The organism is Pseudomonas sp. LBUM1640, assembly GCF_059716225.1.
Genome location: NZ_CP166816.1, coordinates 4,220,788 through 4,239,134 on the forward strand (window position 1 = coordinate 4,220,788; position 18,347 = coordinate 4,239,134).

The 18,347-nt window shown below is 62.5% G+C and carries 18 protein-coding genes; 6 read left to right on the plus strand and 12 right to left on the minus strand.

Annotation, left to right across the window (positions count from 1 at the left end; all coding sequences use genetic code 11):
• Positions 1 to 2: 2 nt before the first annotated feature.
• Genes ACA065_RS18540 through ACA065_RS18550 form a run of 3 tightly spaced genes read right to left on the minus strand, consistent with a single transcriptional unit; the run spans position 3 to position 1,256 of the window.
• The gene (locus tag ACA065_RS18540; protein ID WP_497690943.1) at positions 3 to 437 is read right to left on the minus strand and encodes a hypothetical protein; all 435 of its coding nucleotides are present in this window, start codon (positions 435 to 437) and stop codon (positions 3 to 5) included.
• A gap of 9 nt (positions 438 to 446) precedes the next feature.
• Positions 447 to 680 carry a hypothetical protein gene (locus ACA065_RS18545; RefSeq protein ID WP_119739909.1) on the minus strand — a complete coding sequence of 78 codons (234 nt, stop codon included), beginning with the start codon at positions 678 to 680 and terminating at the stop codon, positions 447 to 449.
• Positions 681 to 692: 12 nt separating this feature from the next.
• Complete coding sequence (locus tag ACA065_RS18550; RefSeq protein WP_497690944.1) at positions 693 to 1,256, minus strand: type III secretion protein; 564 nt, start codon at positions 1,254 to 1,256, stop codon at positions 693 to 695.
• A gap of 48 nt (positions 1,257 to 1,304) precedes the next feature.
• On the opposite strand from ACA065_RS18550, the gene ACA065_RS18555 reads away from it, so the two are divergent.
• The gene (locus ACA065_RS18555) at positions 1,305 to 2,069 is read left to right on the plus strand and encodes a tetratricopeptide repeat protein (protein ID WP_497690945.1); all 765 of its coding nucleotides are present in this window, start codon (positions 1,305 to 1,307) and stop codon (positions 2,067 to 2,069) included.
• 98 nt (positions 2,070 to 2,167) lie between these two features.
• Here the strand turns inward: ACA065_RS18555 and ACA065_RS18560 are convergent, their stop codons facing one another.
• The 7 genes from ACA065_RS18560 to ACA065_RS18590 all read right to left on the minus strand — a co-directional run bounded on the left by ACA065_RS18560 (position 2,168) and on the right by ACA065_RS18590 (position 7,964).
• The gene (locus tag ACA065_RS18560) at positions 2,168 to 2,548 is read right to left on the minus strand and encodes a hypothetical protein (RefSeq protein WP_497690946.1); all 381 of its coding nucleotides are present in this window, start codon (positions 2,546 to 2,548) and stop codon (positions 2,168 to 2,170) included.
• 14 nt (positions 2,549 to 2,562) lie between these two features.
• Complete coding sequence (locus ACA065_RS18565; protein WP_497690947.1) at positions 2,563 to 3,843, minus strand: type II and III secretion system protein family protein; 1,281 nt, start codon at positions 3,841 to 3,843, stop codon at positions 2,563 to 2,565.
• Entirely contained in the window at positions 3,840 to 5,978 is a 2,139-nt protein-coding gene (gene sctV, locus ACA065_RS18570) for a type III secretion system export apparatus subunit SctV (protein ID WP_497690948.1), read from the minus strand. Before sctV ends, ACA065_RS18565 begins: the two co-directional genes overlap by 4 nt.
• Positions 5,975 to 6,310 carry a tetratricopeptide repeat protein gene (locus ACA065_RS18575; protein WP_497690949.1) on the minus strand — a complete coding sequence of 112 codons (336 nt, stop codon included), beginning with the start codon at positions 6,308 to 6,310 and terminating at the stop codon, positions 5,975 to 5,977. The genes sctV and ACA065_RS18575 overlap by 4 nt, the downstream gene beginning before the upstream one ends.
• Positions 6,310 to 6,666: a hypothetical protein gene (locus ACA065_RS18580; RefSeq protein WP_497690950.1), complete on the minus strand. Its 357-nt coding sequence runs from the start codon at positions 6,664 to 6,666 to the stop codon at positions 6,310 to 6,312. Before ACA065_RS18580 ends, ACA065_RS18575 begins: the two co-directional genes overlap by 1 nt.
• Before the next feature lie 151 nt (positions 6,667 to 6,817).
• A complete protein-coding gene (locus ACA065_RS18585; protein ID WP_497690951.1) occupies positions 6,818 to 7,702 on the minus strand; it encodes a SctD/MshK family protein in 885 nt (294 codons plus the stop codon).
• Positions 7,703 to 7,802: 100 nt separating this feature from the next.
• The gene (locus tag ACA065_RS18590) at positions 7,803 to 7,964 is read right to left on the minus strand and encodes a hypothetical protein (RefSeq protein ID WP_016969018.1); all 162 of its coding nucleotides are present in this window, start codon (positions 7,962 to 7,964) and stop codon (positions 7,803 to 7,805) included.
• Positions 7,965 to 8,561: 597 nt separating this feature from the next.
• On the opposite strand from ACA065_RS18590, the gene ACA065_RS18595 reads away from it, so the two are divergent.
• Positions 8,562 to 11,462 (plus strand): type III effector HrpK domain-containing protein, encoded by a 2,901-nt coding sequence (locus ACA065_RS18595; RefSeq protein ID WP_497690952.1) that lies wholly within the window; start codon positions 8,562 to 8,564, stop codon positions 11,460 to 11,462.
• Between the two features lie 114 nt (positions 11,463 to 11,576).
• On the plus strand, positions 11,577 to 12,023 hold the full coding sequence (locus tag ACA065_RS18600) for a winged helix-turn-helix domain-containing protein (RefSeq protein WP_497690953.1): 447 nt from the start codon (positions 11,577 to 11,579) through the stop codon (positions 12,021 to 12,023).
• Between the two features lie 223 nt (positions 12,024 to 12,246).
• Here the strand turns inward: ACA065_RS18600 and ACA065_RS18605 are convergent, their stop codons facing one another.
• Positions 12,247 to 13,122: a Dyp-type peroxidase gene (locus tag ACA065_RS18605; protein ID WP_497690954.1), complete on the minus strand. Its 876-nt coding sequence runs from the start codon at positions 13,120 to 13,122 to the stop codon at positions 12,247 to 12,249.
• An 11-nt stretch (positions 13,123 to 13,133) separates the two neighbouring features.
• On the minus strand, positions 13,134 to 13,877 hold the full coding sequence (locus tag ACA065_RS18610; protein WP_497690955.1) for an ArsR/SmtB family transcription factor: 744 nt from the start codon (positions 13,875 to 13,877) through the stop codon (positions 13,134 to 13,136).
• Between the two features lie 136 nt (positions 13,878 to 14,013).
• Here ACA065_RS18610 and ACA065_RS18615 point away from each other — a divergent pair, with 136 nt between their 5' ends.
• The 3 genes from ACA065_RS18615 (at position 14,014) to ACA065_RS18625 (ending at position 18,023) form a co-directional block, all read left to right on the plus strand.
• Positions 14,014 to 15,084 carry an MFS transporter gene (locus tag ACA065_RS18615; protein ID WP_497690956.1) on the plus strand — a complete coding sequence of 357 codons (1,071 nt, stop codon included), beginning with the start codon at positions 14,014 to 14,016 and terminating at the stop codon, positions 15,082 to 15,084.
• Positions 15,085 to 15,162: 78 nt separating this feature from the next.
• Entirely contained in the window at positions 15,163 to 16,779 is a 1,617-nt protein-coding gene (locus tag ACA065_RS18620; protein WP_497690957.1) for an NADP-dependent glyceraldehyde-3-phosphate dehydrogenase, read from the plus strand.
• Positions 16,780 to 16,961: 182 nt separating this feature from the next.
• A complete protein-coding gene (locus tag ACA065_RS18625; protein WP_497690958.1) occupies positions 16,962 to 18,023 on the plus strand; it encodes an FUSC family protein in 1,062 nt (353 codons plus the stop codon).
• Positions 18,024 to 18,347: the final 324 nt, after the last annotated feature.

The following is an 18,347-nucleotide window of genomic DNA, read 5'->3' on the forward strand; positions in this document are numbered from 1 at the left end:
CGTTATTGACCCTTGAGCAACGTATTGGCGGAACCGGAAATCTGCGTCGCGCCGCGCACCACCATCTGGGTTTCGATGGAGTAATCGAACATCTTGCCCAGGGAATGCACGATCTGATCGACCTGCTGCTCGCCGACTTTCTTGCCCGGCTCGCCTTGGGGCGAAGCACTCGCCGTGCGGATTTGCGACGAGGCCGGTGGCGGCGCCGACGGGTTATTGGTGAGCACATCGGCGCGTTCGGAAAAGGCGCGCGTGCGGTCGATGAAACTGTTCATGCGCTCCATCAGGCCCGAGCCGATCTGGTGCGGGCTGGCGCCTTCGGGCATGCCCTTGGCGGTATTGGCCATGTGCTCGAACAGGTTCTGCGAGGCCCCGGCGGGCCCCGCGCCAGCGGACGGCGGCAAGGCCGTGGCGCCGGCAGCGAGACTGATAGTCATAGGGGCTCCCTACTCTTCGTCATCATCGGACATGGCGTCGTTCAGCAGTTCCTGCATCTTCGGCATGATGATGAACTGGCCGCCGATGGTGACGGCCTGGGTGATCAATGCATCGTTAAATTCGGCATCGCTGGTCTCCGACGGTTTGTCCGCGGCCTTGGCGTTATCCACCGCCGCGTTGAACTTGGCTTCAGGGCTGGCGCCACCGGGGGCGAGGTTGCTGTCTACGGCCGTTACGGACATGGTGCTGCTCCTTTACTGGGTTGGGGTTTCGGTACTGACTTGGGCGCCACGGAACACCCGCACACCCTGCTCGCGCGCCACTGGGGCGGCCACGACGGTGGGTTGCAGGTGGTCGACATGCTGTTGCACCAACGCCAGGTACGGCGGTGGGCCGGAGACAAACACTTCATCGCCTTCGGGGCCGTTGCGCATGGACAACTGCTGGCCGAACACGTCGAGGGTGTTCAGGTAGGCCTGCAACTGGTCCAGGTTCAGGGCGCTGGACTTGAACAGCTTGGTGCTGATTTCGTCGCTGGCGTTGAGGTACAGCAGGTTGCCGTCGAAGTACCAGGTCAGGCCGTTGGTGCTGCACAGGGTTTGCAGGAATTCCCCGGCCGTGGCGGCGCGAATGGTGCTGCGGGCCTTGCCGCGCACTTTGTCCGAGAGCACCAGCGGCACGTCGAGGTTATGACCGAACTCTTCTAAAGCGCTGCGTACATCCTGGTCGACCAGCACGTAGGCGTAAGGTTGGGAGAACCATGCAGGCTCTTCGGCGGCGTTGGCAAAACCAGCGTTGAACAGGCATAGGACGGCCATCAAAAATATGCTTACATGACGTCCGCCTTCGCCCGACGAGTTGTGACGATGACCAAGAATTTTCTGCTCGCCAGTACCCTGCTGTTGGCGGCCTGCTCCAGCAAACCTGCGAGCGATACCGACAAGTCCCTGCAACTGGCCAACGACCTGAGCAAACGCGGCGACTACAGCAGCGCGGCCGCGTTGTACGAGCGCGCCGCCCAGCAACCGGGGGCCGGCCTTGAGCTGTGGCTCAAGCTTGGCCAGGCCAAGCTCGACGCCAAGGACGCGCTGGGCGCCGAGCGCGCCTTCCAGCAGGCGTTGGGTTTGGACGCCCGCAACGCCGACGCCCTGCTCGGCCTTGGCACCGCGCAGTTGCAGTTGGGCAAAAACCAACGCGCCGTCACCGCCTTGGGCCAGGCGGCCGACATCAATCACCTGCCGGTCGCTTACACCCGTTTGGGCATCGCCCAAGTGCTCAATGGCCAGGCTGTCGCGGCGCAGACTGCGTTCGCCAAAAGCCTGAGTTTGCAACCCGACGACCTCGACAGCCGCTGCAACCTCGCCCTGGCTTATGCGCTTGGCGGGCAGTCGCAGCAGGCTCTGGATACCATTGCTCCGGTTACTCAGTCGCCCCGCGCGTTGCCACGGCATCAGAGGAATGAGCTGTTGGTGATGGTGTTGGCCGGTTACGAGCAGCGGGTTGCAAGCCTGCCCCTCGACGACATCCCCGCCGCAGAACGCGCGCGATTGGTGGTGGAGGCCAAGCGAATAAAGGCGATCAGTGATCCGGTGGCGCAGGCTCGGGAGCTGGGGTTGGTTGATCCACGCTGACTCATCGTTCCTACGCTCTGCGTGGGAATGCCTCTTGTGACGCTCCGCGTCACGCTTTGGGACGCAGAGCGTGGGAATGATCAGGGGTGTGCACCTGGTCATTGTTGACCTCCGGTGGCGCCGGCTTTGGCTTCTTGCTGATCTTTGCGGCGCTGCAGTTGCTCGCGGTCGAAGCCTTCGATGTAGACCTGGGCGGCGCGGCCGACGGGTGCGGCCATGGTCGGGCCGGTGGTGCGGCCTTGGGTCAGGTCCTGCTTACGCTCGACCATCTGCATCAAATTCAGATTGTTTGCGCAGCCCAGCGGCAGCGTCGGCTTGAAATCTTCGTCCAGCCCAATTGCATCCTTGGCCGGCGGTTGCTGGCATTGGCTCGGCACGCCGTCGGCGCGGTATTGCGGGGCGTAATACACCGGCGCCAAGTGGGTCTGGCAGCCCATCAGCGCCAGGGGCAACAGCATCAACACACGCAAAGCAGTCATGGCAGGCCCCCTCATCAATTCATGTAAAAACCGAACGCCCCGCCGCTGCGCGGTCCGGTGGCCGCGGCGGTAGCCGGTTGTGCATCCAACGGTGTGGCGAGGCTGCGGCTGCGCACCGGCTCCACCAGATACGGCGTAATCAGGATCACCAGCTCGGTTTCGTTACGCTGGAAACGCTTGGAGCGAAACAGGTTGCCGAGGATCGGCAAGTCGCCCAGCAACGGCAGTTTCTCGATGTCCTGGCTGCTCTCGCGCTGGAACAGGCCGGCGATGGCAAAGGTCTGCCCACTGCCGACTTCAACCCGTGTATCCGCGCGGCGCACGCTGAAGGACGGCACATGGAAGTTGCCGAAATCCACGGTGCCGCCGCTGACCACGCTGCTGACTTCGGGGCGTACTTGCAGGGCGATGCGCCCGTTGGGCAACAGGGTCGGGTTGAACAGCAAGGACACGCCGAACGACTTGTATTGGATGCCCACCAGGTCACGGTTGACCGGCACCGGGATCGCCACTTCACCCCCGGCGAGGAAGCTGGCGGTCTGGCCGGTCATGGCGGTGATGTTCGGCTCGGCCAATATCTGCAACACACCGTTGGCTTGTAGCGCGTCGAGCATGCCATCGATATTCACATTGCCCGAGCCGGTGCCCGCCGTCGCCAAACCGCCCGCCGTTGCAGCCGCCAGGCCACCGCCGGTAATCAGCCCGAACGAGAAGGTGCCGTTGTTGAACATCGCGTTCCAGTTCACGCCGTAGTGCAGCAACTCGGAACGCGACACTTCGGCGAAGCGCACGCGCAGGTTGACCTGGGCGGCGCCGGCGTATTCGGTGGTGTTGATCGCGCTCTGGAAGCCTTGCCCCTGCGGGTTGAGCAGCGCGTTGAGGTCAGTCGCCTCGGCCACCGAACCAACAGTGCCCTTGGCGATCAGCCGGTTGCCGGCGCCGGTGATTTGCGCGCCGTTGCCGGGGTGCAGCTCTTGCATCGGTGCCGTCACCGCCTGGGTGCCGCTGCTGACCGACAAGGTCAGGCTGGCCAGCTGCTTACCATCATTGCCGAGGGCGATCAGGCTGGTAGTGCCCGGTGCCTTGCCGAAGATATACAGCGTGCCGGGCGACACCACCTGCAGGTCAGCTACATTCGGCTCGGCCACCAGCACCGACTCCACCGGCGCAACAAAATGCAAAATGCGCCCTTCGCCGGACGCCAGATTGATCGAGCCTCCAGCCCCATTGGCAATTTCCTGCGCCTGACTTGCACAGGTGACCAGAGCCAGCAACAACACACAAAAACGCATCATGAGGCAGACGCCAGGGAGGTGACGGAAGCCGCGGCAGGTGCGCGGCGGTTGGAGATATCGGTGAGGCTGATGGTCACCAGTGCTTGCAGGTTGTATTCGGTGGCCAGTTCACGGAACGACAGCACCGCCAGCTCCAGCTCGCCACGCAGCACCAGGCGACGCAGGCTGCGGCGCAGTTCCGGGTGCACCAGCAACACCGCGCTGTTGGCCTCGCGGGTGTTTTCACAGGCCTGGCGCAGTTGCGCGAGCAAGGCGCGGCTGACTTCTTCGGGGATCAATTCGCGCTGCGGTTCCTGGCGGCGCAGGGACGCGCGCAATTGGTCTTCCAGGCCTGGCGCCAGCACCAGCGCGCCGATCACCCGATTGCGGTCGGCGTATTGGTGGCTGATCTGCCGTGCCAATGCCGCGCGCAAATGTTCGGCCAGGCGCCCGGCATCGGTCTCGCGGGCGCCCCACTCCACCATGGCTTCGAGCAACGCGCGCTGGTTGCGGATCGACACACCTTCGCCGACCAACAGGCGCAAGGTTTCGGCCACCCGTTGCAACGGAACCAGGCGCAACGCTTCTTTGACCAGTTCGCCGTAAGTGGCTTCGGTGCGCTCAAGCAGCAGCCGAGTTTCCTGGATGCCGAGGAAATCGGCGGCATAGCGGCGCAGGCTGCGCTCCAGCACGCCGCGCAGGACTTCGTCGGGCAGCAGGAAACCGATGCCGGCGTTGCGCAAAGCCTCTTCGTGCTGGCGCTCGATCCAGTGGGCGTTGCGGCCATTGAGCGGCGAATCGGCTTGTACGGTGGCGATGTCCAGCAGTTGCACATGCACCGGATCGTCCTGCAGCAACAGGCAGTTGATCGGCACTTCACCTTCGCTCACCGGCACGCCTTCCAGCGACACGCGGAAACTGCCCGGTGTGGCCTTCGCGTCCATGTAGATGCCCGGCACCGGCACATCCACGCCGAGGTCGGTACGGATGTCGTGGCACAGCGCCTCGACACGTTGGCGCAGCAGCTGGCGTGGCGCACTCTGCGACACGCCGCTGCCAAGGGTCAGCAACACACGGGTATCGGGCAGCAGGTTGTCATCCAGTTCAGCCTGCACCTCGACCACCGGTTCCGGCGCCTCGACCAACGCTTCCAGCTCGCCTTGAGGCTGGCGGGTATGCCGGCGATACATCACGAACGCTGCGCCGCCAAACGCCGCCGACAAGCCGAGGAACACCCAGGTCGGAAAGCCCGGCAACAGGCTGACGCCGATCATGATCAACGCGGTCAGCCCCAGTGCGCGGTAGCTGGCGCCCAGTTGCTTGATGATCTCGCTGCCCAGGTCACCGGCTTCACCGTCACTGTTAACCCGTGTGACCACGGTGCCCGCCGCCACCGAAATCAGCAGCGCCGGGATCTGTGCAATCAGGCCGTCACCCACGGTCAACAGCGAGTAGGTGTGCACCGCCACACCGAAGGGCATGTCGCGCTCGATCATGCCGATCAGCATGCCGCCGAGCAGGTTGACGGCGAGGATGACCAAACCTGCGATGGCGTCGCCTTTGACGAACTTCATCGCGCCGTCCATCGCGCCGAACATCTGGCTTTCACGCTCCAGGCGCGAACGCCGGCGACGCGCCTCGGCCTGGTCGATATCGCCATTGCGCAGGTCGTTGTCGATGCTCATCTGTTTGCCGGGCATCGCGTCCAGGGTGAAGCGCGCGGCCACCTCCGCCACGCGTTCGGCACCCTTGGTGATCACCACGAACTGCGCCACGGTGATGATCAAAAACACCACCATGCCGACCACCACCTGGCCGGCGATCACGAAGTCACCGAAGGCCTTGACGATATGCCCGGCGTCGCCGTGCAGCAGGATCAAGCGGGTGGTGGTGATCGACAGGGACAAGCGAAACAACGTGCTGAGCAGGATCAGCGGCGGCAGCGCGGAGAATTCCACGGAATGGCCGATGTAGAACGCGACGATCAGGATCAGGATGCTCAGGGCAATGTTGAGGCCGATCAACATGTCCACCAGGTAGGTGGGCAGCGGGATGATCATCATCACAATCGCCATCAGCATGAACGCGACAATGATCACGTCGGTACGCTGCGCCGCCATGCGCGCCAGGTTGTTCAGGCGGTTGAGTGCACTCATGCGTTGGCCCTGCGTGCGGCCAGGTAGCGTTTGAAGCATTGGCGCGCTTCGTCCTTGCGCTCGCCGTACCACAGCGCGCGGGCGCGTAGGAGCAACAGGCTGGCGGACTCGCCTTCCAGCGCCACCAACCGGTCGAGGGCACCCAGGGCGCGGGTGGCGTCGCCGCTGTCGGTAAAGGCCAGCACCAGCGAGCGCAGCAACACGCCGTCTTCGGGCGCGACACTGACGGCGATCAGCAGCATCACCAGCGCACGCTGGGACTGGCCGTTACGCCGGTACAGTTCGCCAATGCCCTTGAGCAGTTGCACGGCATCGTGGTTATCGCGGGCCATCAGGCATGTACCTCCGAGCGTTGCTGTTCGAGGGTGCGGCGCATCTCGATCTCTTCACTGATCAGGTCATGGGCCAGTTCTTTGATCTCAGGCTCCGCGTCGAGGGTGGGCAGGATGTGTTCCATCACGTGCTCCAACAGTTCCAGGGAGCGGGCGCTGCCGAACAGCAGCGAGTCGACGCCAGCGGCGCTGGTGAGTTCTTCGAGGTCACTGCGCAGGGAACGGCGGGTTTGGGTCTTGCGGGTTTTGAGCACCGCTTCGAAGGCGGTGGCCTGGCGTGAGTTGACCGGGCGCACGGCCTCGACGGGGGCGCTGCGTACGTCACTGGGGATGAGGGGGCGGGGTTCGACTTTCATGCGTGGGCCTGATCGTTCCCACGCTCTGCGTGGGCATGCATGGTGTGACGCTCCGCGTCACCGTGCGCTGACGTCAGGACGCGGAGCGTCCGGGGCGGCATTCCCACGCAGAGCGTGGGGACGATCATTTGGGTGTGTGCCATGGCGCAGCTCATAAGGTGAAGGTGAAGCGCTCTTCGCCACGGGCGAGGATCACTTGGTTGTTCTCGATGCGCTCCAGCACCCAGTTGTCCGCCAGGGCTGCGCCGGGGTACAGGCGTTTGCCACTGTCGTTGATCACATAAGGGTGGGTGCCGAACCACACGGCCTGAAAGCGCACACGCGGCCGCGCGGCGTCGGCTCGCACGGTGACGCGGGGGTTGAGGACGATCTGTTGGCCGTAACGCTGGTCGAAGGCTTGTTGCAGGGCCAGCCACTGGGGTTTTTGCGACTGTTCGAAACTGCCGACGGCACTGAGCTGGCCGTTGCTGTTGGTGACCGTCACCGCCTCCAGATGGGCCGCCTGCAGTTGTTGCTCCAGCCAGGCTTTTGCTTGCTCACGAGAGGGTTTTTTCAGCGCAGGAACATCCGCCGCAACCGCGGTTTGAGTGAGCGGCGCGTCGTTACGCACCGCCAACGCACCCGCACACAAAAACAGCAGGACGATCGCGACAATCCAGGGCGTAAAATTGCGTGTGGCGTCCGAAGGTTTTTCCGCCCCCTCGGGTAACGCCAAGCTCACACCCGCCGCGCCGATGCGCAGTTGCAAAGGCAGGCGCGCGCGATGACCGCTGCCTTGGGGAATACGCACATTGCCACTGAGCAGCACGTCGCCGCCCAACGCCTCGACCGCCACCTGCCCACCTTCAAACCGCAGGCGCAGGTGCAAGCCGGCAATGCCGGGATCACTGAGTACCAGGTCGGCCGCGAGGTCCGCGCCGAGGGTATAGACCGGCCGGTCGAGCACCAGGGAACTGCCCTGGTGCAAACCGCCGGTCACAGTTAAGGTCGGTGCGCCAATACCGGCGACCGGACCCAAAGAAATCAAGGCTGTCATGTTCGGGTTTGCCCCCTTGAGCATGTGCAACGGGGTCAACAATCAGGAGGTAAAAGCACTCAGGTAAACGGGCAGCGCCGGCGCCGCCCGTTTTGGCGAATCAGTTCTGCGGACGCTGTTTGGTGGCGTCAAGCTCCGCTTTTTTCGCGGTGCTGATCTCAGTGATCTTGGCCGACTTCTCGATAGCCATGTTGAAGGTCGCTTCCATTTTCGCGATAGCGTCGTCGGCGCCGCCGGCTTTTACTGGTGGGACATCAGCCATGTTCATCTCCTTGCATCGATAGGGAAGTTATTCAGTTGCGCAACAGCACACTGAAAGTATGCAAACCGGTGAATGCCCAAAACGTCAGACAGTGAGCCTTCGAACCGTCGTTGGTTTGCATGGGACCCATACTACTCACGATCAAAACGCCTTCGCTGTGAAAGCTTGTGAAACGTTTAGGCGACAGGGTGTGAAAGGTTTGGCTCAACCTGGCGTTGAAAAAATCTCATGGGCTTGGGCTTGTTGAACTTTTTTTGAAATACCCAAACACGGCACAACCCCATGTTTATAGGGCCTCGCGTCCCAGACCTCGAACATTGTTGAACAATAACCCGGTGTTTGAGTGAGCGACCGGACGCCCTTTCGCAACTATTTGCGCGACCACTTCACATTTTTCGCTAATAGCCCATTGCCCAACTTCAAAGATATTTCCATTTGTAACAAAAGCGACTTGATCATCGCGTTTGATAGCTCGGCGCAAGTGACCTTAATGCGCGTGAACAACTAATTTCCTGCGCCATTAGTACAGTTGCACTAATAGCTAAATCCCTGAGCGCGCAGGCCCTGATATATGAAAGAACTTCCAGGTGATCATTTATGCCAGCGATCCCAAGTAGTCGTGACCCGGCTGAAACCCCAGGCACAGACGGCCCGCAGAAAAAATTCGAAACCGCGCTGTTCACGACAGTCAACCAGCCGACTTTCGACCCGTCCAAGATCCGTGGCCCTTCGATCCCCTTGCCCTATCAGAATGTGCAGGCACCGGTGAACAACAGCATCACCTACACGCCGCTGGGCAGCGACAAACCGGTAACCCTCAAACAGATCGACAACCCACGCCTCTACGAAACACTGGTCAACCAGTACAACTCGCAACAAAAAGACGCCAGCTTCGAAAAAAACCTCGCCGACAGCAAAGCCGCCGGTTACACCGAGGCGAACGCTGGCACCGTCGCGCCGGGCCTGGGTCACTACAAGGCAATTGGCAGCCCGACTGAACTCGGCCCGGGGCTGATTCGCTACGAGACCGCCTCCGGTGCCAAGAGCTGGGACACCATCACCGGCAACACCAGCGGCACGCCCACCAAAGAAGAACTCGGCCTGAACCGCCCGCGTGCCGCCGCGCAATTGCTCTCGCAGAACTGGGACGCGTGGGGCCTGCACGGCGCGCCCATCGACTTCGCCAACCCGCCCACCACCCTGCCGCCCGAGGCTCAGGCGGTGCTCAAATACGTGGCCAGCAGCCCGAACCTGATGGCGGCGCTGGACAGCGGCGGCCGCGGTAAAGCCGACAATGTGATCACCCATTCCGACGTCGATCACTTTATCGACAACGCCAACAAGGACCTCGGCGCGGCGTCGAAATCCTTTGGCAGCTTCATGGGCAGCAAGCCCGGCGAGTTGGCCACCGCCAATGCCAAGTCCGCCGCCATCGTGATGGCCAACGAAAGCCTGGTCGCAAGCTCCGGCACGGCGATGCGCCCTGGTGACAACCAGCGCAGTAACGACGGCATGATTCGGCCCGACAACCTTGAGGCTCTGGGCAGCGATTCGGCCTTGAGCAATGAGCTGACCGGCGCGGCGGCCATGTGGTCCAAGCCCGGCATGTTCCACGCGTTGGAAACCGGTGGAGACAACCCCGCCACGGGTAAATTCGACAACATCGGCACCCGCGACAACATCGGCGCGTGGCTGGAAAAACAGGCGCCGAAAACCGACAGCGACACCCTGACCTTCCTCGACGGCGCCGCCACCCGCGACGCCGTGGCCGGTGTCGACACCTCGAAGCTGACCGCCGACATCCTGGCCAACCCGCAAAACTATACCGGCGAGCAAAAAGCCGCGGTGCTGGTGCAACTGACCGACGCGCAGACGCGCCTGCTGGTCAGTGACTATGTGCCCCACTCCGGTTTGATGGACAAGTACACTTCGCCGCATTACGGCCTCAACCCCAATGAAGACAAGATCAAGGCGCAGCTGCAGAGCGGCATCGAGACGCTGTCGGCGGACCCCGATGTGCAGAACTTTCTGCAGAACAATCGCGGCCCGGCGCTCAGCGACATCGTCAGCAGCGACCCGAGCATGAAGGTCGCGATGCAGAACTACTTTGCCGATGGCATCGAGTCGGGCAAGAACCTCAACGACAACCTGAACGCCAAGGACTCGAACGGCAAGCAGATCGACATGGGCAAGGGCCTGCAGAACGCCGCCAACGATGCAACCATCGCCAACCTGGCGCTGGGTGGCAACGGCCATGTCGACCTGACCAAAGTGGCGGCCAATGCCGGGCAAAGCGACGCGATCCAAAGCTACTACAAGAACGAACTGGTCACCGGCAAAGCCTTCACCGACGCGGTGGCCGGCGGCATGGACCCGACGGTAGCGGCCAGCAGTTTCGCCGCCAGCACGGCGTCGGCCCAAGCCTTTCTGGGTGACAAAGCGACGGCGGATGATGCGGCGACCTTGCAGGTCAACTTCAACGAAAACCTCAGTGACGCCCTGCTCGGCGGCGCCACCAGCGACACCCTCAACGTCACGCTGGGCGATGGCAAGGGCAACTTTGACGAGGCCAAAGTCACTGCCGCGATCAACGACGCGCAGCAGAAAGACCCCGCGATGTTCGTCACCTCTGACGGCGGCAAAATCAACCCGGCTCAAGTGGTGTCGATGCTGCGTTCGGTATGGGACATCGGCCGCCAGGGCAACAAGATCGCCGATGCCTTGCCCAAGGCCATCGAAGGCATGAAGTTCGGCGATGTCAGCCCGGCGTTCAAGCAAGGCCTGCTGCACATCGGCAGTGCGGTGTTGATGAGCGGCGTGTTGATGGCGCGTTCGGCCAATGGCAGTAATACGCCGGTGGCGGATGCCAACCGCGTATCAGCCGGCCTGCAATTTGCCGGTTTGTTACTGGAAGGCGGCACCAAGTACGCCAAGGAAGCCGGCTACGGCGTGACCTGGGTCAACCGCCCGGACGGCGGCACCATCGGCGACTTCCCCGGCAAGGTGGCGGTGGGCAAAGGCCCGCTGTCCGCGGAGCAGATCGCCAATATTGGCGCGGCCGGCAAGATCATCGGTTCGGCCGGTGGGATTATCGGCGGTGTGATCGGGATTATCGGCGGTGTCGACTCCTTGAAAAAAGGCGACTACCTCACCGGCAGTTTCTCGGTGGCCACCGGCGTACTTGGCACGGGCGCGGCCGTCGCCGGCCTGGTGGAAGCCGGCGCCGGTTTGTATGGCGCCACCGAAATCGGTGCCGTGGCCGGTTCTCGGTGGGGCCACGGCGATTCTCGGCGGTATCGGCAGCGCGTTCCTGCCGTTCGCCCTGGCCGATGCCCACGGCAAGGCGCAAGACGCGTTCTACAGCCAATTGGCTCCAGTGCTGCAGCAATACGGCTTGACCGGCGGCCCCACCTTGGACGGCGATTACCCGGAAGATCCGATCCCCGCCATCAACACCTGACCTGTGGCGAGGGAGCTTGCTCCCGCTGGGGCGCGTAGCGGCCCCGTTCTTGAGCCTGGAACTGCTACGCAGTCCAACGGGAACAAGCTCCCTCACCACAGGTACGACGCACTGATCCGAATTAAGCTTTCACCGCCTAAAGGTTTAATGACATGACCTACCTCACCGATGACACTGCTTCAAAGATCCACTTCGGCCCCTTCCAGCTGCTGCCCCAACGTCATCTGTTGCTCAAGCACGGGCAACCCGTGGCCCTGGGCAACCGCGCCCTGACCTTGCTGATCGCCCTCGCCTCCCGGCCGGGTGAACTGCTGGAAAAAAACCGCTTGCTCGCCATCGCCTGGCCAAAAACGGTGGTGGAGGAATGCAACCTGCGCACGCAGATCAAGACACTGCGCCGTGCCCTGGGCGACGATGAGTCGTTCTACATCGCCACGGCCCCGGGCCAGGGCTATCGGTTTGTTGCGCCCACGTGGGTCGAACATGCGCAAGCAGCCGCGGTGAAAGAGCCAGTCGTACTCGACGTGTATGGCTGCCGCCACTGCCGAGGCGCGGGGATGATGCCGCTGTTTGCTCAAATGGGTATGCAGAACAGCTGACCGGCTTAAGTTGTTTCGATGGCGGCCAGCGCCCGATGTGCGGGCGTGATCTAAAGCCCGACACAAATCAAATGTGGGAGCGGGCTTGCTCGCGAATGCGGTGCTCCAGTTATCAATGAGCTGACTGACACACCGCCATCGGGAGCAAGGCCCCTCCCACATTTAACCCAGTCCAGTTTCCAAGAACAGGTCGGCTGTCAGGCCGCCTCGTCTTCCCACAGTTTCAGAGGTTCGGCGCAATGGTGATCGCGCTCAGGTCCAAATGCCCATCCTTCAACGGTGGGCACCAGTAGTACCCACCCGTCAACGGTACGCTGATGCGATACAACCCATCGACAATCCCATCCTCCAGCCCGCTCATGCGCCGCAGCTGCGCTTCAAACGCATCAAAGGAATGGCCAAACGCAAGGAACATCAACCCCGCCTGACCATTCTCGGCCCACGGCATCGAACGACGCACCACGAAGGCTTCCGGCGTAAAGCTCTCTTGGGCGGTACGCTTGGTGTGAGCGGATTCAGGCGCGTCTTCGAGCTCTTCGTTATCACCATGGCGACGGCCGATGATGTGGTCCCGCTCTTGCGCAGGCAGGGCAGCGAAGCCATCGAGGTCGTGCTGCCATTGCTGGATCGCGGCGAAGCTGGCGCCGCTGTCGGTCATCGCGGCTTCGACCGCTGCATCGTCGTGGGGGTTTTCGGTGCCGTCCTCGTAGTCGGTCAGGTCGAAGCCGGTCTTGTAGCGGAAGCCTTCGGTCATCTGCACCAGGCGAAAGGCCGGGGCCAGCGCCTTTTCAAAGCTACGGCTGCGTAACAGCAGCTCGCCACGGTCCACGCCATGCAGCCACACCCACAGCGCCTGCTGAGTGGACGGGTTATGCGCACCCGGGCCGCTGACGGCGGGGAATGCACGCAGCCCGTCGACCTGGGCGCCGAGCGCGGTTACCAGCGGCTCACCGAAACCGACCACAACAGCCGAATCCACCAGCTGCACCAGCGCGTCCAACGCGCCAGGCACAGCTGCCAGGGAATCGACGGCAAAAAACAGATGGCGTGCCTGCAACGGCACCGGTGCGGCAAGAATGCCCGGCTGGTACTGACTCATGTGAACTCCTTCTAAAAAGCCGCGCAGTTTACCCCAACGGGTGCGGCACACGCAGGCTTGTGCTCAAGGTTTTCCAGATCACGCGGCTCCAGGCCTAGTTGCGCTTTGAACTGCGCCCAGCCTTTGGGCGTGACCAGCACCGCACGGGAGTCTTTGGAGCGGCGCAACCAACCGGCGTCGCACAAGGCGCTCAGCAACTGCACACCCAACGGGCCGGCCACGTGATGAGTTCGCTCGGTCCAGTCCAGGCATTGGCGCGCGGGTTTCAAGGCGCCTGAGTCGATGCCCAAGGTGCGCAACCAGTCTGCACCTGCAGGCAGCACCTCATAGTGTTTATCGCCGATGGCGCGCAGGTAAGCGCTTTTTTCCAAAGCCTGGGTCACGGCCACACCCAACTGCCCGGCCAGATGGTTGTAGCAGCACCGGGCAAACCTCAGCCCCTGGGCCTCGCGACTCTGGGGCTTGAGGACGATCGCCGACAACGGGGCAATGGCGCTGAGGAACTCGATGGCCTGGGCCACATGCGCACCGGCCAGGCGGTAATAACGATGGCGGCCCTGGGTTTCACAGGCGAGCAATCCACCGGCGACCAACTTGGCCAGGTGGGTACTGGCGGTCTGCGGGGTGATGCTGGCGGCGAACGCCAGCTCGCCCGCCGGCAGCGCGCGCCCGCCTGACAACGCCAGCAGGATCGCGGCGCGGGCGGGCTCGGCGAGCAGTGCGGCAACCTCGGTAAACGCGGGTGGGTTCGACATGGCGGATCTCCAACAGGACCTGCGCAGTATAAGCGTGGCGCACGCGCGCACGCTTCGGTCATCGTCGAAGCATCGCCGGCGCCCTTCGCGCTAGATTCGCCGCCTGCCTCTTTCACAGATTTCAAGGATGATGCCCATGCAACAACGACAGGTGCTGGCCGCCACCAGCCTCAGCTACGTACTGGTGATCCTCGACACCTCCATCGTCAATGTCGCGCTGGACGCCATCGCCCACACCTTCAACAGCGACACCACGACCCTGCAATGGGTCGTCAGCGCCTACACCTTGAGCTTTGGCTGCCTGTTGCTCGGCGGCGGCGCATTGGCGGATCGCTTCGGTGCACGCAGGCTTTATATGGCGGGGTTGCTGCTATTTACCCTGGCATCATTGCTGTGCGGCCTGGCCACAGCGGGGGTGACGCTGATCGCCGCGCGCGGGCTGCAAGGCGTCGGCGCGGCCATGCTGGTGCCTGCCTCCCTGGCACTGATCAATCAGGCCTACCTCGACAACCCTGCCGGGCGCGTGGCGGCCATCGGCGTATGGGCCGGGTGCGGCGGCATCGCCATGGCCGCCGGGCCGTTGGTGGGCGGCGTGCTGATCGAAACGCTGGGTTGGCGCAGTATCTTTCTGGCCAACCTGCCACTGGGGCTGATCGCTGTCGGCCTCACCGCCCGCCTTGGCGCCAGTGCCACACAGCCTCGCGCATCGGGCTGGATGCTGCGTACCGTGCAGCTGTTTGGCAGCCGTGTGTTCAGCCTCTGCGTGGCGGTGTCGCTGCTATCGGCGTTGCTGTTATACGGCCTGATGTTTTTACTGAGCCTGTATTTTCAGCGCACATTGGGCCTTTCGCCGCTGTGGACCGGTGTTGCATTTTTGCCGCTGACGGTGCTGGTGAGCATGGGCAGCCTGATGGCCGGCCAATTGGTTCGCGCCTTCGGCAGCCGGTGGCTGATCGGCGGCGCCCTGGTGTTGTACGTGGCCGGCTTCGGCCTGCTGCTGATGAGCGGTTCAACGCCCGACTACGCCCTGATCGTCGTGCCCATGCCGCTGATTGGCCTCGCAGCGGGGCTGATCACGCCCGCCGCCACCGCCGCGCTGATGAACGCGGTGCACCCGGCCCAGGCTGGAATCGCTGCCGGCACCCTCAATACCGCCCGGCAAATCGGCGCAGCGTTGGGCGTGGCGCTCGCCAGCGGGCTGCTGTAATGCGTCTGGCGCTTGCCACACAGCCCTAGGATGGGTGACTCTCTAGTCATGTTTTGCAACTATTCCAGGGGTAGCGACATGACCACCAGTAACCTGCTCGCCCAGCTGTTTCCCACTAGCGCCGCCGACATTCCTGAGCAATTTCGCCTGGCGGCGCCCATTGAACAGCGTGATTACCTGGTCGATGGCCAGTTGCAGGTGTGGAACGGCCCGTTGGCCCAAGTGCTGAGCCCGGTGCAACTGGGCGATGAGCGCGTGCATATCGGCAGCACGCCATTGCTGGACGCCGACACGGCCCTCACCGCCCTCGACGCCGCCGTGCGCGCCTATGACCGTGGCCAAGGTGAGTGGCCGACGATGCGTGTGGCTGAACGCATCCAACATGTGGAAGCCTTTTTGCGGCGTATGCGCGAACAGCGCGATGCGGTGGTCAAGCTGCTGATGTGGGAGATCGGCAAGAACCTCAAGGACTCGCAGAAAGAATTCGACCGCACCTGCGACTACATCACCGACACCATCAATGCGCTCAAGGAACTTGACCGCCGCAGCAGCCGCTTCGAACTGGAGCAGGACACCCTCGGGCAAATCCGCCGCGTACCGCTGGGCGTGGCGCTGTGCATGGGCCCTTATAACTACCCGCTGAACGAGACCTTCACCACGCTGATCCCGGCGCTGATCATGGGCAATACCGTGGTGTTCAAGCCGGCCAAGCTCGGCGTGCTGTTGATTCGCCCGCTGCTGGAGGCGTTCCGCGACAGCTTCCCGGCCGGGGTGATCAACGTGATCTACGGCAGCGGCCGCGAAACCGTCAGCGCGCTGATGGCCAGCGGCAAGATCGATATTTTCGCGTTTATCGGCACCAACAAGGCCGCCAGCGATTTGAAAAAACTGCACCCCAAGCCACATCGTCTACGTGCGGCGTTGGGCCTGGATGCGAAAAACCCTGGCATCGTGCTGCCCGAGGTGGACCTGGACAATGCGGTCAACGAAGCCGTCACCGGCTCGCTGTCGTTCAACGGCCAGCGCTGCACTGCGCTGAAAATCCTGTTTGTGCATGCGGACGTAGTCGATAGCTTTATCGAGAAATTCAACACCAAACTGGCGACGCTCAAGCCCGGTATGCCGTGGGAAGACGGCGTCTCACTGACGCCGCTGCCGGAAGTGGGCAAGGTCGATTACCTCAACGCGCTGGTGGCCGACGCGGCGCAGCATGGCGCCAACGTGGTGAATGCCAATGGCGCCACCAGCCGTGGTTCGTTCTTTTACCCGGCGGTGCTGTACCCGGTGAACCCACAGATGCGCGTCTACCACGAGGAGCAGTTCGGGCCGGTGGTGCCGATCGTGCCTTACCGTGACCTGGAGACCGTGATCGACTATGTGCTGGACTCGGATTTCGGCCAGCAACTGAGTATTTTCGGCACCAATGCCGTGGAAGTCGGGCGCCTGGTGGACACCTTTGCCAATCAGGTTGGCCGCATCAATATCAACGCCCAGTGCCAACGCGGCCCGGACACCTTCCCCTTCAACGGGCGCAAGAACTCGGCCGAGGGCACACTGTCGGTGCACGATGCGTTGCGCGTGTTCTCGATCCGCACCTTGGTGGCGACCAAGTTCCTGGAGAGCAACAAAGCGCTGGTCAGCGACATCCTGCGCAACCGTGATTCGAGCTTCTTGACCACTGACTATATTTTCTAAGAGCTCCCGAATTCCTGGGTGAACGCAGCCTTGTGTGGGAGCTGGCTTGCCTGCGATGCAGGCACCGCGGTCCTTCAGTTAGATCGCGGTGATGCTATCGCAGGCAAGCCTGCTCCCACACAAGCTCGGCTGCCACACCTGAATCGAGCTTTGCCCTGACTACCGAGGCCAATTTAATACCGATGAACCTGCCCTTCTTCGCTCGGCGCCTGTTGCGCCCTTTGCTCGACCCGTACCGCCGCTATCGCCATGCCAAGCTGATCCACGCGGTACGCGTGTCCATCGGCTTGCTGGCGACGATCCTGCTCACCACGGGCATCAACCTGCCCCACGGTGAGTGGGCTTCGGTCACCATGCTGATCGTGATCGGCGGGTTGCAACACCACGGTAATATCGGCAAGAAGGCCGTGGAGCGCGCCTACGGCACGTTGATCGGCGCCAGCGTCGGCTTGCTGCTGGTGGTGCAACAGGCCTATTTCGGCCTGCCGCTGCTGACGTATCTGTTGATGTCGGTGGTGTGCGGGTTCTTTTCCTATCACGCCATCGGCAAGGGCGGTTACATCGCGCTGCTGTCGGCGATCACGGTGTTTATCGTCGCCGGCCACGGCGACAACCCGATTTCGGATGGCTTATGGCGCACCGTCGATATCCTGATCGGCATCGTCCTGGCCCTGGCGTTCTCGTTCGCCCTGCCGCTGTATGCCGTGTATTCGTGGCGCTACAACCTGGCCAGTGCGCTACGTGACTGCGCCGCGATTTATAGCCGGATCATCAGCGGCCAGTCGGTCACCGATGATGAACACCTCAAATTGCTCAACCGCCTGAATGCGGCGATGTTGCAACTGCGTTCGTTGATGCCGTCGGTGTCCAAGGAAGTGCGCATCTCCATGACCGAGCTGGACGCGATCCAACGGCATTTGCGCATGTGCATCAGCACGTTGGAGATTCTCGGCAATACCCGCCCCGATCCACGAGATGAACAGGCGATGGCACGCATGCAGATGATGTTGAAGGCCGAACATCGGCAAATTCGGGTGCAGTGGGTGGGGATGGCGCGGGCGTTGAAGTTGGGGTTTACCGACCGACTGGATCGACCGGCCGCGCAGGTGCCGGATGAAGCCGGGTTGGAGGCGCCGGTGCAGAGTGCACTGGATGGGTATCGGTTGTTGACGTTGCAGTTGGCGGGCAACGTGGATGCGATGCGTCAGCGGTTGGCAAAAACGTCTGACCATTGGAAGATCTGAGCGATAAGGGCGCGTGGAACAAAGAGGGCGCTGCAGAGCGTGTTTCGGTGGGAGTGGTCATCACCCTCCCTTTGCTGGGTCAGGGCGCGGGAATGGCGCGACGGGCAAGGTGAATGCGGCGCTTGGAGCGATAGTCGAATCTACTGTCAGAATCGACAGTGGCGACGGGAGGTAGATATACAGAAAAATCTGACAGACAACGCAGTGATTATAAATCTGCCGTTACCCAGTCTTTTCTCACATTTTTTTCACGAATTCTTCACATCCCGAGACGTAGGGTGAAGCCTCATCCGTTACAAACGTTGCACATCAAGCCCGCCGCCC

Bases quoted from the DNA above. Each gene is read 5' to 3' on its own strand.
- ACA065_RS18540 (WP_497690943.1), bottom strand. From the start codon at position 437: ATGACTATCAGTCTCGCTGCCGGCGCCACGGCCTTGCCGCCGTCCGCT.
- ACA065_RS18545 (WP_119739909.1), bottom strand. From the start codon at position 680: ATGTCCGTAACGGCCGTAGACAGCAACCTCGCCCCCGGTGGCGCCAGC.
- ACA065_RS18550 (WP_497690944.1), bottom strand. From the start codon at position 1,256: ATGGCCGTCCTATGCCTGTTCAACGCTGGTTTTGCCAACGCCGCCGAA.
- ACA065_RS18555 (WP_497690945.1), top strand. From the start codon at position 1,305: ATGACCAAGAATTTTCTGCTCGCCAGTACCCTGCTGTTGGCGGCCTGC.
- ACA065_RS18560 (WP_497690946.1), bottom strand. From the start codon at position 2,548: ATGACTGCTTTGCGTGTGTTGATGCTGTTGCCCCTGGCGCTGATGGGC.
- ACA065_RS18565 (WP_497690947.1), bottom strand. From the start codon at position 3,843: ATGATGCGTTTTTGTGTGTTGTTGCTGGCTCTGGTCACCTGTGCAAGT.
- sctV (WP_497690948.1), bottom strand. From the start codon at position 5,978: ATGAGTGCACTCAACCGCCTGAACAACCTGGCGCGCATGGCGGCGCAG.
- ACA065_RS18575 (WP_497690949.1), bottom strand. From the start codon at position 6,310: ATGGCCCGCGATAACCACGATGCCGTGCAACTGCTCAAGGGCATTGGC.
- ACA065_RS18580 (WP_497690950.1), bottom strand. From the start codon at position 6,666: ATGAAAGTCGAACCCCGCCCCCTCATCCCCAGTGACGTACGCAGCGCC.
- ACA065_RS18585 (WP_497690951.1), bottom strand. From the start codon at position 7,702: ATGACAGCCTTGATTTCTTTGGGTCCGGTCGCCGGTATTGGCGCACCG.
- ACA065_RS18590 (WP_016969018.1), bottom strand. From the start codon at position 7,964: ATGGCTGATGTCCCACCAGTAAAAGCCGGCGGCGCCGACGACGCTATC.
- ACA065_RS18595 (WP_497690952.1), top strand. From the start codon at position 8,562: ATGCCAGCGATCCCAAGTAGTCGTGACCCGGCTGAAACCCCAGGCACA.
- ACA065_RS18600 (WP_497690953.1), top strand. From the start codon at position 11,577: ATGACCTACCTCACCGATGACACTGCTTCAAAGATCCACTTCGGCCCC.
- ACA065_RS18605 (WP_497690954.1), bottom strand. From the start codon at position 13,122: ATGAGTCAGTACCAGCCGGGCATTCTTGCCGCACCGGTGCCGTTGCAG.
- ACA065_RS18610 (WP_497690955.1), bottom strand. From the start codon at position 13,877: ATGTCGAACCCACCCGCGTTTACCGAGGTTGCCGCACTGCTCGCCGAG.
- ACA065_RS18615 (WP_497690956.1), top strand. From the start codon at position 14,014: ATGCAACAACGACAGGTGCTGGCCGCCACCAGCCTCAGCTACGTACTG.
- ACA065_RS18620 (WP_497690957.1), top strand. From the start codon at position 15,163: ATGACCACCAGTAACCTGCTCGCCCAGCTGTTTCCCACTAGCGCCGCC.
- ACA065_RS18625 (WP_497690958.1), top strand. From the start codon at position 16,962: ATGAACCTGCCCTTCTTCGCTCGGCGCCTGTTGCGCCCTTTGCTCGAC.